Below are 12,573 nucleotides of genomic sequence, written 5' to 3' on the forward strand. Positions count from 1 at the left end.
GTTGTCCGCACGCGCACGACGCGCGGTCAGACGGACGACGTGCAACACACCCTCCTGCTGCCGGGAAATGCCCGGCAGCCGTTCTAGTCCGAAGGAGGTGGGTAAGTGACGCACCAGTACGAACTCATGGTCATCCTCAACCCTGAGATCGACGAGCGCCAGGTCGCCCCGAACCTCGACAAGTTCCTGAAGGTCATCTCGAATGATGGTGGCTCGATCGACAAGGTCGACATCTGGGGCAAGCGCCGTCTTGCGTATGAGATCCAGAAGAAGAACGAAGGCATCTACGCCGTCGTCAACTTCACCGCCACGAGCGAGACCACCCAGGAGCTCGACCGCCAGCTGAACCTCAGCGAGCAGGTCATGCGCACCAAGGTGCTCCGCGCCGAGGAGGCCATCGCCCAGGTCGCCGCCGAGGCGAAGCGCTCCGAGGAGAAGGCCGCCCGCAAGGCCGCCCGCCCCGCGAAGCCCGTCAAGCAGGACGCGTAACGACCATGGCCGGCGAGACGATCATCACCGTGGTGGGCAACCTCACGGCTGATCCCGAGCTGCGCTACACGCAGAACGGTCTGCCCGTCGCGAACTTCACGATCGCGTCGACGCCGCGCAACTTCGACCGCCAGGCGAACGAGTGGAAGGACGGCGAAGCGCTGTTCCTCCGCGCGAGCGTGTGGCGCGAGTTCGCCGAGCACGTCGCGGGCTCGCTGACGAAGGGCTCCCGCGTCATCGCGACCGGTCGCCTCAAGCAGCGCTCGTACGAGACGCGCGAGGGCGAGAAGCGCACCGCGATCGAGCTCGAGGTCGACGAGATCGGCCCGTCGCTCCGCTACGCCACCGCTCAGGTGACGCGTGCGGCCGGTGGTGGCGGCGGCGGTGGCGGTCAGTCGCGTCCGCAGGTGGCCGACGAGCCGTGGGCGACCCCCGGTTCGGCGAACACCTCCGCCGACGCGTGGAGCACGCCGGGTACGTCGTACGGCGACGACACCCCGTTCTAAAAGGCATCCGGATGCCCCGGCATCCGTGAATCTCATCTCTCAGTAAGGAAACATCATGGCTGGAAAGGCGAGCGCTACGCGCCGCAAGCCGCGGAAGGGCGCGAAGAACGCGGCCCCCGCAAAGGCGATCCGGGTCGGCGTCATCGACTACAAGGACGTCGCCACCCTCCGCAAGTTCATCTCGGAGCGCGGCAAGATCCGCGCCCGTCGTATCACCGGTGTCTCGGTGCAGGAGCAGCGTCTCATCGCGAAGGCGATCAAGAACGCCCGCGAGATGGCGCTCCTGCCCTACGCCGGCGCTGGCCGCTAAGGAGCACCGCAATGGCAAAGCTGATTCTCACGAACGAGGTCGCCGGGCTCGGTAGCGCCGGTGACGTTGTCGAGGTCAAGAACGGGTACGCCCGCAACTACCTCATCCCCCAGGGCTTCGCTGTGGCCTGGACCCGCGGTGGCGAGAAGCAGGTGGCGTCGATCCGCGCCGCCCGCGAGTCGCGTGCGATCCACGACCACGAAGAGGCCGTGGCGCTCAAGGACGCGCTCGAGTCCAACAAGGTCAAGCTGGCTGTCAAGGCCGGCGCCGAAGGCCGCCTGTTCGGCTCGGTGAAGACCGAGGCCGTCGCGAACGCCGTCAAGGCCGCGGGCCTGGGCGACCTGGACAAGCGCAAGATCCACATCACCTCGCCGATCAAGTCGGTGGGCGAGCACGAGGCCACGGTCCGTCTTCGCGACGACCTGACCGCCGTGATCACGCTTCAGGTGGTCGCCGCCAAGTAAGGCGCTTTCGTCCCTTCGTCGAAGGGCAGAACGGATGCCGCGGACCTTCGGGTCCGCGGCATCCGCTTTTCCGCACCGAGGAGCAGGGACAGGCCGGGCCAGGCAGCACCGGCCCGTCCCTCATTCACACGATGCGGCGCCGCAGCACGAGTGCCAGGACGCCGAGCCCGGCGATCCCAAGACTCGCCGGGATCAGGCCGAGGCCACTCTCTCCCCCTGTTGCTGCGAGCGTCTGCGAGCTCGTTGCGGCCGCCATTCCGACGATCGCGCCGGCGATCACGCTCTCGCCGGTAGCGGCACTCGTGCCCCTGCCGCCGGCGGTGCCGGGCGCGCCGGCGGTGTCGGGCGTGCCGGTGATGCCGGGCGCGCCGGCGGTGCCGGGCGTGCCCGGTGTCGACGAGTCGTCGCCCGGCCCCGTCGGCTCCGTCGGCGTGACCGAATCGGTCGGCGGGGACGCGACTGCCGAGTCACCAATGAGGGAGACGGCGTTGCCGCCCAGGGTGACGGGCAGGTTCAGCACGGGAACGAGCTGGGTTCCGGAGAGGATGCCGTCCTCGCCGCTCGTCCACGGGGAGCCGCCGGTGNCTCCGTCGGCGTGACCGAATCGGTCGGCGGGGACGCGACTGCCGAGTCACCAATGAGGGAGACGGCGTTGCCGCCCAGGGTGACGGGCAGGTTCAGCACGGGAACGAGCTGGGTTCCGGAGAGGATGCCGTCCTCGCCGCTCGTCCACGGGGAGCCGCCGGTGAGGGCCGGGGATCCTGCGGGCGCGCTGGGGCACGCGCCGGTCGTGCTGTCACCGATGCCGGAGATCGCGTTCCCGCCGACCGTGATCGGCAGGTTCACCACGGGGATCACCTGGGTGCCCGAGAGAATGCCGCTCTCGCCGCTCGTCGTGGGCGTGCCGGCGCTGGGGGCGGCGGCGGTGCCCGCGGGGGCGGCGGGGGCGGCAGTGGTCGTGCTGTCGCCGATCCCCGAGACGGCGTTGCCCTGCACCGTGACAGGGGCGTTCACGGTGACGAGCGCCTGCGTTCCCGAGCCGACGCCGTCTGCACCGCTCGTGGTGGCCGTGGGCGCCGCCGGAACCGGAGCCGGCGCGGGCGCGGGTGCGGGCGCCGTCGTGGTGGAGTCGCCGATCAGCGAGACGGCGTTGCCCCCGACGCTGACCGGGAGATGGATGTCGATGATCGCCTGGGCTGCGGAGAGCAGGCCGTCCTCGCCGTTCGTGTCGGCCGCATTGGCCGCGACGGCACCGAAGAGCGTGATGCCTCCGGCGAGCAGCGTGCCCCACAGGGCGCGCGCGATGAACGTCTTCATGGAATTGCTCCTTGACTGAGGAAAGGGGCGCGCGAGCGCGCGATGACTCTGTGCCGCACCGGGGGTCGGCGGCGGAGTCAGACCTCAGTCAGGGGCGACGTCGGTGCCGAGAACGGGCGCCGGCGGCGCCTCGTCGTCCTCCCAGCCGCGTCGGCGCACCCAGGCACGGTGTGCGGCGAACGGAGCGAGGAGAGCGAGCGCCAGAGCGCCGGGGCCCGCACCGCTGGACCCCGTGGGACAGCTCCCCGCGGGCGCACAGACGCCCGGTGGGAGCACGGAAGACAGGATGCCACCCACAGGCGACTGCGCGAGGCTCGCGACGGTCGTGGCGGCCAAGACGGGAACGGCGCGTACGAAGGTGCCGACGGACGAGCGAATGGCGGCCCAGGCCGACGCTCCGACGAGGGAGGCGCTGCCCTGCACGGCCGTGAGCGCCGCTGTGACGGACGGCGACGCCGATTCGGCGCTCACACCACCGCCGGGCAGGATGACGCCGCCCAGGGGCCGCACACCGAGGTCGGGAAGATCGACGAGCGGTGGGCCGCCGTCGGAAAGACTCGCGCCCGTGTCACCGACCGTGGTGACGACGTCATCGAGCGTCGTGTCCGCCGCGGCCGCGGCATCCGTCAGCGCGTCGTCGAGCCCCGCGGCTCCGACGACGTCGCCCACGACGGGAACCGCACCGACCGTGTCGACGACCGGGTTCACGACACCGGCGACGACATTCGAGGCGGTGACCGTCGCGACGGGCTGGACGACGGTCGTGACGACCTCGCCCACGGTGCTGACGACCGAGGCGACGACTGGCTGGGCGGGCGGGGGCGCAGCTTCCACGACGGGAGCGACGACCGGCTGGACGGGCGCAGGCGCCGCGTCCACGACCGTCGAGACAGCGCTCGTCGCACTGTTCGTCACGCCGCTCACGGCACTCGCGGCGGTTCCCAGGACACCCCCGTGGCCATCACCGTCGTCCGCCCGCGCGTGACCCGAGCCGAAACCCAGCAGCAACGAGAGCAGGAGGTAGGCGAACGCCACCCCGACGCCGGCGAAGGCGACGCGAAGCACTGGCACCCGCGAGGGGCTGGCGGCGATGGCCACATTCACCTCCAACAGCGACGTCGATCGTCGGGCGGTCGTTCTGCGACGAACTCCGCCTTGAGGGTGCCTGGAAGGCCGAAGCTACACCCGGCCGGCGGGCGATGTCCAGGGGATGCTTCGTGAAACGTGCGACGGGCGTCACGCGCGCGAGCGCGATCTGTGCACAACCCGCCCTATCAGACGCAACCTTCAAGCACGACTTCAACCGCATCTGGATCCACAGGTTGTGAAACAGGAAGTCACTGATCAGAAGGCAGAAAACTTCCCATCGCCCACATAATCCCAAGGGTTGTCCACAGGCACTCTGCACAGACCACGCGGCGTTTCACTCAGATTCTCCACATAGTTATCCACAGGCTGTGTTGCGTACCGGAATCGGCCTCTCTAGCGTGGGGTGCGGCCCGCGGGGGTGGCCCGACGTCAGGGGTGATGTCGGGGGTTCGTGCTCTCCTGGAACCAGGACGGGATGCAAGCTGGGGCTCGCACCGCCGCCTTCGAACGTGCCCGCATGCCCCGCGAGACCCGACGCACTTCAGGAGGACGAACAGCACATGTCGATCGCCGACATCTCCGACGAGCGTCTGGGTGGACCCCGTGAGCACGAGCGCACGCCTCCGCACGATCTCCTCGCCGAGCAGAGCGCCCTCGGCGGCATGCTCCTCTCGAAGGATGCCGTCGCCGATGTCATCGAGACGCTCCGCGGCTCGGACTTCTACGTCCCGAAGCACGAGCTGATCTTCGAGGCGATCCTCACGCTGTACTCGCACGGCGAGCCGACCGACGTCGTCGCCGTCACCGACGAGCTCATCAAGAACGGCGAGCTGCAGCGCGCAGGCGGCGCCGACTATCTGCACAGCCTCACCTCGATCGTGCCGACCGCCGCGAACGCCGGCTACTACGCGTCGATCGTCAACGAGCGCGCGCTCCTGCGTCGCCTCGTCGAGGCGGGCACGCGCATCGTGCAGATGGGCTACTCGGGACAGGGCGAGGCGCTCGACCTCGTCAACAACGCGCAGGCCGAGATCTACTCGGTCACGGGCGCCGAGGCCGCCGAAGACTATGTGCCGCTCACGATCGCCGTCGACGCGGCCGTCGACGAGATCGAGGCGGCGCGCGGTCGCGACGGCCAGATGACCGGCATCCCGACCGGCTTCTCGGGTCTCGACCAGCTCACGAACGGCCTGCACCCCGGCCAGATGATCATCATCGCGGCCCGACCGGCTATGGGTAAGGCTCTCGCGCTCGACACACCGCTGCCGACCCCCACGGGGTGGACCACGATGGGTTCCGTCCAGGTGGGAGACGAGCTCTACGACGCGGACGGCCGACCCACGCGGGTTGTCGCGGCGACCGAGGTCATGGTCGGCCGGCCTTGCTACGAGCTCGAGTTCTCAGACGGCTCGACGATCATCGCCGACGCCGAGCATCAGTGGCTGACCGAGACGCGCGCGGCGAGGCGGGGCGGTCAGGTCGGACCGGCTGTCATCACGACGGAGCAGATGCTCTCGACGCTCACCGTGGGAGCCGAGGCACGGGCAAACCACTCGGTGCGCAACGCGGGGGCGTTGCAGGCGCCGGAGGCGGACCTGCCCGTGGCGCCCTATGCGCTCGGCGCCTGGTTGGGAGACGGGCACACCGATGGCGCCCGGATCACCAGCGAGACGGACGAGATCCCCTCGCTCATCGCGCGCAGCGGGCTGCGGACCGAGTCCCGCGGCGGGATGCTGTACTCGATTCAGCTTCTCGAGCGCGAGGTGCAGGTCCGCACGTGCGAGGTGTGCGGCACCGAGTTCACGGCGCGGCATCCGCATGTGCGAACCTGCGGTCGGAGCTGCGGACCGAAGAACAAGGGTGCCCACCCCGAGCGCCTGTCATGCCCCGACTGCGGCAAGCCGTACTCAGGCGAAGCGTGGCGCTGCGCGGAGTGCCACCGCGACCACGGGTCGTTCACGGCGCTCCTGCGCCAGGCGGGCGTGCTGGGCGACAAGCACGTCCCCGAGGCGTACCTGCGGGCGTCGGAGGCGCAGCGCCGCGAGCTGCTGGCCGGTCTCCTCGACACCGACGGAACGGTAGTCAGGGGAGTCGGATCCTGCCAGTTCGCCGTGACGAACAAGAAGCTCGCCGACTCGGTCTACGAGCTGATCGTGAGCCTCGGCTACCGCTGCGGACGCACGAGCAAGCGCGTGAACGGCCGCTCAGAGGCGTCGTCCACGTGCTACATCCTCAACTTCTCGACCACCGACGACGTGTTCTGGCTCGAGAGGAAGCGCGCGCTGCATGAGCAAGAGCGCCCGGCCGACACTCTGCGCATCGGCAGGCGTTATGTCACGGCGATACGCCTCATCGAGAGCGTTCCGGTGCGCTGCGTGCAGGTCGATAACGAAGATCACCTGTACCTGGCTGGTGAGTCGATGATCCCGACCCACAACTCCACCCTCGCTCTCGATTTCGCGCGCGCCGCTGCGATCAAGGCCAACATGCCGACGATCGTCTTCTCGCTCGAGATGGGGCGCAGCGAGATCGCGATGCGCCTCCTCAGCGCCGAAGGCGCCGTGCCCCTGCAGAGCATGCGCAAGGGCACGCTCGACTCGCGCGACTGGACGACGATCGCCGCGACGCGTGGCCGCATCAACGACGCGCCGCTGTACATCGACGACAGCCCCAATATGACGCTCGTCGAGATCCGCGCGAAGTGCCGCCGTCTCAAGCAGAAGGTCGGCCTGAAGATGGTCGTCATCGACTACCTGCAGCTCATGACGAGCGGCAAGCGCGTCGAGTCGCGACAGCAGGAGGTCTCGGAGTTCTCCCGCGCTCTCAAGCTCCTCGCGAAGGAGTTGCAGTGCCCCGTCATCGCACTGTCGCAGTTGAACCGTGGCCCCGAACAGCGCGCCGACAAGAAGCCCGCGCTCTCCGACCTCCGCGAGTCGGGCTCGATCGAGCAGGACGCCGACATGGTCGTGCTCCTGCACCGAGAGGCCGCCTACGAGAAGGACAGCCCGCGCGCGGGCGAGGCCGACCTCATCGTCGCGAAGCACCGCAACGGTCCCACCGACACGATCACGGTCGCATTCCAAGGTCACTTCTCACGCTTCACCGACATGGCCGTAGAGATGTAGCGAACATGTGTAGGTTCCACGCGAAGTTGGCATTTTCCACGATGAGATGGCACGCACTTGGCATTTATGCCAACTTCCGTGGACACGCGGTCAGGCTGGGGACGGTGCTTCTGGGGGGATGTGTCTGTCTGGATCCGTAGGGTCAGGGCGTTGGTTGAGTTTTGGGTTCCGAAGCAATGGGGGTTGTTATGGGGTCGGATTTTCGGTTGTGGTCGGATGAGCCGTCGGCGACGGATTTGCTGTCGTTCGATGCGATCGCGGACACCGTGGTCGACGCGTTGTTCGACGGCGAGTTGGACCCAGTTGCGCTCGGTCTGGAGGGCGCCTGGGGTAGTGGCAAGACGACGGTGCTGCATCTGATTGAGAGTCGGATCGCGGCGAAGAACGCGGACGATCAGGTAGTGGTCGTGGTGCGGTCGAATCCGTGGCAGTACGACCCGACGGTGGGTGCGAAGGAGAGCCTGATCGCGGAGATCCTGGGTGCGTTGAGTGCCGAGTTCAACGCGACGGATCCTGTGGGGAGCGCTGGGTTGACAGCGCTGCGGGCGCTGGTGCGACGGGTGAACTGGTCCAAGGCTGTGAAGATGGCGGCGCGGACGGCGCTGACCCTGCAGCTTCCGTCGCTGGACGATGTTTTCGATTTGGTGAGTGACGACCCTGAGTCTCTGGATTCGCCGAAGGGTATGGCGTCTTTCAAGGAGGAGTTCCAGAAGCTGTTGGCCGATCCGGCTCTCGCGCATGTGTCGCGAGTCGTCGTCTTGGTCGACGATCTCGATCGGTGCCTTCCGCCGACCGTGGTAGAGACTCTCGAGACGATCCGCTTGTTCTTGTCGGTTCCTGGGATGTGCTTCGTCGTGGCTGCGGATGAGGCGCGAGTCGCGGAGGCGATCCGGATGCATCTTGGAACACCTCTGGTCGGGGATGGGCGGGAGAGTGTCGCGAGCCTGTATCTCCACAAGATCGTGCAGACGACGGTGCCGGTTCCGGCGCTGAGCTCGTTCGATACGCGGGCCTATCTGTTCCTGCTCCTGGCGAAGCAGGGGTGCGGGGGTGACGATGCCTTCGAGGGGTTGGTGCGGGCGTGTGGTGAGTTGCGCGTCGCGGCCGGGAGCCTCGATGACCTGGAGTTGCCGAAGGATGGGCCGTTGCGGTCTGCGATGCAGAGCGCGGCGCGACTGACCCCGATTCTGTACGAGAAGTTGCAGGCGAATCCGCGGCGTATCAAACGGTTCATGAACGACCTGAACGTGCGGCAGTCGATCGCGGATCGGCGAGGGATTGCGCTGTCGCCGGATGCGGTCGCGAAGCTGATGGTGTTGGAGCGCACGTTGCCGGCCGACTTCGACACGCTGCTGGGTTGGCTTAGCGCGGGGGTGTTGCGTCCGCGGCTGGAGCGTCTGGCTGAGGTTGCCGAGTCTGGCTCCAACGGCGCTGCCGTGGATGGTGTGGAGGGCGGGGATGAGGAGTCGTTCTCGGCGACCATGATTCGGTGGGCGAAGCTTCCGCCTGCTCTTGATGCAGCGGCGGCTGGAGGGTACCTGACGCTGGCGGCAGCGTTCCACGGTCGGTTGCTCGTTGACGAGGGGCTCCCGGAGCAGCTGCGGGATATTGCTGCGGCGTTGGCGTCGCGGTCACAGGTTGAACGTGAGGCGGTGTCTCAGGAGGAGCTACAGGCTCTCCCGTTGGGGGATTTGTCGGTGCTGCTCGATCATCTGGGCCGGCGCCTGCAGGATGAGCCGGGCGTGCAGTTCGCGGCGGTGAACGCGATCATCACGTTGGCGCGCCTGCATCCGGGGGTCCTGCCCGAGGCGCTGGTCGCCCTGGCGCGGTTGCGTGCGACCGATGTGAATGCGTCGACGGTGATGCTGTTCCGTTCCATCGAGGCGCCGTACGTTGGCGTTCTCGAGGGATGGCGTGTGGTGGGTGGCGACGAGACCGATACCTCGAAGGCGTTGACCTCGCTTCTCGGTCCGGGGGTGGTTTCTGATGGGAACTAGTGGTGTGTACAAGGGTGGCGGCGGTGCAGCTGCCGCCGGGATGAGGGATGCGCTGAGTGACTGGCTTGATGGCGCGTCCGCACCGTCGGCGCCCACGACGGGTGGTCCCGCGACCGACGGGCACCTGGATCCGAAGCGGGTGGGGGGTGCGCTGCGATTGTGGTCCGGCCCGTCGGGTGGTGGCCGATCGCGTCGCACCGGAGGGTCCGGCGGCTCCGGTGGCGGCCGCTCTAGTGGCGGAGCGCAGCGCTCGGCCGCCCGCGTAGCAGGCCCAGCCGGCAGCGCCGCGACACTGTCCACCGCATACCTGAGGGGTGAGCGCGCCCCGCTGGAGGCGGCCGGGCTCGACCTTGATGAGCTTCGCGCCCTCGACGATCCACTCGAGGTGCGCCGGCGCATCGTCGAGGCCGCGTTCGAGTCGGAGCCTGACAGCACGATCGCCGACGGGGAGGCGCGACTGATCGTCGCGGACCTGGTGACGTGGACGCTCGAGACTCCGAGGGATCCGGCGCAGATCGTGCGCCACACCGTCGAGCTGATGATCGCGCGATCCATCCTGACCGAGGTCGGTGACCGCATCCGCCAAGAGCCCAGCGCCGCGCTACGCCGTTCCGCGGAAGAGGAGATCAGGCTGGCCGCGAAGGCGTGGGCGATGCGATTCGACGTCGCCGCGGTAACCCTGGACGGCCCGTCCATCAGCAGTGCGGTCCAAACCGGCGTGACGGATCTTCTTGCTATCTATGGGGAGGAGTCGTGACGAGCATCGCGCTGTGCCTGTCCCGGGAGGATGCTGCCAAGAGCAGGGCGGACGAGGTGTTCTTGTGGGATGGCACCGCAGGCGACTCCTTCAATACCGGGCTGAGGCCGGACCTGCGCCAACTCGGGACAGTTCCCTCGGTCAACGCCGACTTCGTCCGCGTGGCCCTCACCGTCTACGTCGCCGACCATTCGGTGCGGCGTGAACGGGGTGGGTCGAATTGGAATCAGCGGGACTTCGTCCTGACCGTTCCCGTGGTCCACGGGGAGGAGTGGCATGCCGCCGCGGCGGGCTTCGAACGGACCCTCGCATTCCTCACCGGTGACCGGTGGACCCTGCAGTTCGCCCAGCTCGCCCCGCCCGAGGCGGGTGGTGCGCTCGTCCCGGACACAGCGGTGCGAACGGTCCTGGTCAGCGGCGGGGCGGACTCCGCGTCTGGCGCGCTGGTGTCCGCGGCGTCGCTCCGACCCGGAGGGGGTCAGCGGTTGGTGTCTCATTCGAGCTCGGGTGCGGGGGCGAGTGCCCCGCAGCAGCGGGTCGCCGCAGCCCTGGAGGTGCTGTTCAGCGGGACGACCCTCCACCATCACCAGGTGCATCTGCAGCGCAGGTCGCATCGCCTCAACGGCACACGGTTTCGGCGGGAGCCTTCCAGTCGCTCGCGATCGTTGCTGTTCCTCGCGCTGGGGCTCGCGGTGGCAAGCCAGAGCGGTCACGGCTTGTGGATCGCCGAGAACGGTTTCGCCTCCATCAACCCTCCACTGGGCCCGGAGCGGGTGGGGGCATTGTCGACCCGGACGACACAGCCCTGGTTCCTCTGGCGCGTCGGGTCGCTGCTGACCGAGCTGGGCGGGTACGGCGAGATCGAGAATCCGTTCCAGGCGCTGACGAAGGGAGACGAGTACCGGCGCGTCGTCGAGCTGGTCGGCGCTGAACGGGCCGCGGCATTTCTCAGTGCAACGAACTCGTGCTCGCACAGCGACCAGCAGTACCTGGGTGAGGTCGCCAGCGGTTCGCACTGCGGAAAGTGCTTTGGGTGTGTCCTGCGCCGCGCGGCGTTCGCTGCGGCAGATCTGCCCGATGCCACCCCGTACCTCGCCGACCGCGGCGGACGGTTCGCGGAGTATGCGGAACAACGGTCGATCGAGAACGCGGTGCGAGACTTCGTCGATGCCGGCGTGGACGAGAGCTTCCTGATGACGATCCCGCTGCCCCCGGGCCTCACCGTCGCTGACGCGCGGGCCCTGTATGCGCGAGGGTTGGCGGAGTTGGGAAACTATCTGGGATGAGACGCCTCCCTCCCCTGGACACGCATGCGCACGTGGCGTTGGACATTCCACCGCTCGAGCTCGAGAAGCTGGGCGCGGTCGTCCTGATCGCAACCCGCTCCCTCGACGAGTTCGCGCGGGTGCAGTCGCGTTCGGATCGTGCCAGTGTGTGGGGGGTGGGGTGTCACCCGGGCCTTGTCGGTGCCCACCGCGGATTCGACCCGGATCGGTTCACGGCGATGGTCCAGTCGACCCCGTATGTGGCGGAGGTGGGGCTTGATGGCGCGTCCCGCGTACCCCACGACGCCCAGCGGGCGACGTTCGCAGTCATCGTGCGGGCAGTCGAGACGTCACCACGGATTGTCTCGATTCACAGCTATCAGGCGACCGGTGCCGTGCTGGATGTGCTGCGCGCGTCTCGACTGCGTGCCGGGGCGGTTCTTCACTGGTGGTTGGGCACCCCGGAAGAGACCCGGGAGGCGGTCGCGCTGGGCTGCTATTTCTCGGTCAACCACTCGATGACCCGCTCTCCCGAGGCGCTGCGGGCTATCCCGCGCGAGCGGCTTCTCGTCGAGACGGACCATCCCAGCGGTGATCGGTTCTCCCCGTCCCCGCGGCGGCCCGGCCGGGTGGAACCGGTCGAGGCCCGTATCGCACGGTCTCTCGGTGTCGCGCCTGACGTCGTGCGCGACACCGTCTGGAAGAACTTCGCCACCCTGGTCGATGCCACAGGTGTCGGGCACTTGCTGCCGTCCGCGGTTGGACAGATGAACCGGTCCGTCAGCTGAGGCGGCAGCGGCGCGGCCGGCGGCGGTAGGTGGTCACCGTGGGCCGGGTCAGCTCGCCTTGTGCTCGACGAGCGACGCCCGCTCGTCGATATAGCAGCTGGCGGCAATCCACCACGGATTCTCTCGAACCCTGTACAGGATGGTCCGCTCCCCAGGGACACGTTGGACGAACTCGATCCAGCGTGCGCGCAGCAGCTTCTGGATCAGGGGGTGCACGATGCCCGGCGACAGGTGTGTGCCATCGGCGATCAGCTTGGAGGAGAACGTGTCCCCCCGCTGGGCCGCAATCTCGACCATGACGGTGTACATGTGGCTGTTCCCGAAGACCAGGCGGGAGTCCGCCGGCGCGATCGGTTCCACCATGGTCATGTCCTTGAGTGTCGCACACCCCGCCCGCCGAGGCGCCCACTTTCCCCGAGAATCCGCCTCTCCGGGTACCTATATTGGTGGGGTTGACGGGGTGTTA

The 12,573-nt window shown here is 68.2% G+C and carries 12 protein-coding genes; 9 read left to right on the forward strand and 3 right to left on the reverse strand.

Annotated features, from left to right (window positions below; all coding sequences use genetic code 11):
* Nucleotides 1-105: 105 nt before the first annotated feature.
* From rpsF to rplI, 4 genes are read left to right on the forward strand one after another with little or no spacing between them, the layout of a single operon-like run.
* Entirely contained in the window at nt 106-489 is a 384-nt protein-coding gene (gene rpsF, locus ACH3VR_RS21100) for a 30S ribosomal protein S6 (protein WP_397558306.1), read from the forward strand.
* Nucleotides 490-494: 5 nt separating this feature from the next.
* Nucleotides 495-995 carry a single-stranded DNA-binding protein gene (locus ACH3VR_RS21105; protein WP_397558307.1) on the forward strand — a complete coding sequence of 167 codons (501 nt, stop codon included), beginning with the start codon at nt 495-497 and terminating at the stop codon, nt 993-995.
* A gap of 55 nt (nt 996-1,050) precedes the next feature.
* Nucleotides 1,051-1,305: a 30S ribosomal protein S18 gene (gene rpsR, locus ACH3VR_RS21110; RefSeq protein WP_345800961.1), complete on the forward strand. Its 255-nt coding sequence runs from the start codon at nt 1,051-1,053 to the stop codon at nt 1,303-1,305.
* A gap of 11 nt (nt 1,306-1,316) precedes the next feature.
* Nucleotides 1,317-1,769: a 50S ribosomal protein L9 gene (gene rplI / locus ACH3VR_RS21115; RefSeq protein ID WP_397558308.1), complete on the forward strand. Its 453-nt coding sequence runs from the start codon at nt 1,317-1,319 to the stop codon at nt 1,767-1,769.
* Between the two features lie 124 nt (nt 1,770-1,893).
* On the opposite strand, the gene ACH3VR_RS21120 is transcribed toward rplI, so the two are convergent.
* Nucleotides 1,894-2,289 carry a hypothetical protein gene (locus ACH3VR_RS21120; RefSeq protein ID WP_397558309.1) on the reverse strand — a complete coding sequence of 132 codons (396 nt, stop codon included), beginning with the start codon at nt 2,287-2,289 and terminating at the stop codon, nt 1,894-1,896.
* Between the two features lie 881 nt (nt 2,290-3,170).
* A complete protein-coding gene (locus tag ACH3VR_RS21125) occupies nt 3,171-4,184 on the reverse strand; it encodes a hypothetical protein (RefSeq protein ID WP_397558310.1) in 1,014 nt (337 codons plus the stop codon).
* A gap of 551 nt (nt 4,185-4,735) precedes the next feature.
* Between ACH3VR_RS21125 and dnaB the strand changes: the two genes are divergently transcribed.
* From dnaB to ACH3VR_RS21150, 5 genes are all read left to right on the forward strand, one after another.
* Complete coding sequence (gene dnaB, locus ACH3VR_RS21130; protein ID WP_397558311.1) at nt 4,736-7,300, forward strand: replicative DNA helicase; 2,565 nt, start codon at nt 4,736-4,738, stop codon at nt 7,298-7,300.
* A 206-nt stretch (nt 7,301-7,506) separates the two neighbouring features.
* Nucleotides 7,507-9,297, forward strand: coding sequence for a KAP family P-loop NTPase fold protein (locus ACH3VR_RS21135; RefSeq protein WP_397558312.1), 1,791 nt, complete (start codon nt 7,507-7,509; stop codon nt 9,295-9,297).
* Between the two features lie 385 nt (nt 9,298-9,682).
* Entirely contained in the window at nt 9,683-10,054 is a 372-nt protein-coding gene (locus ACH3VR_RS21140) for a hypothetical protein (protein ID WP_397558313.1), read from the forward strand.
* Nucleotides 10,051-11,340, forward strand: a complete 1,290-nt coding sequence (locus ACH3VR_RS21145; protein WP_397558314.1) for a 7-cyano-7-deazaguanine synthase — start codon at nt 10,051-10,053, stop codon at nt 11,338-11,340. Before ACH3VR_RS21140 ends, ACH3VR_RS21145 begins: the two co-directional genes overlap by 4 nt.
* 32 nt (nt 11,341-11,372) lie before the next feature.
* Nucleotides 11,373-12,107 (forward strand): TatD family hydrolase, encoded by a 735-nt coding sequence (locus tag ACH3VR_RS21150; protein ID WP_397558315.1) that lies wholly within the window; start codon nt 11,373-11,375, stop codon nt 12,105-12,107.
* A 48-nt stretch (nt 12,108-12,155) separates the two neighbouring features.
* On the opposite strand, the gene ACH3VR_RS21155 is transcribed toward ACH3VR_RS21150, so the two are convergent.
* Nucleotides 12,156-12,476 carry a hypothetical protein gene (locus ACH3VR_RS21155; RefSeq protein ID WP_397558316.1) on the reverse strand — a complete coding sequence of 107 codons (321 nt, stop codon included), beginning with the start codon at nt 12,474-12,476 and terminating at the stop codon, nt 12,156-12,158.
* Nucleotides 12,477-12,573: the final 97 nt, after the last annotated feature.

This window comes from Microbacterium alkaliflavum, assembly GCF_044325405.1.
In the GTDB taxonomy this organism is placed as follows: Bacteria; Actinomycetota; Actinomycetes; order Actinomycetales; family Microbacteriaceae; genus Microbacterium; species Microbacterium alkaliflavum.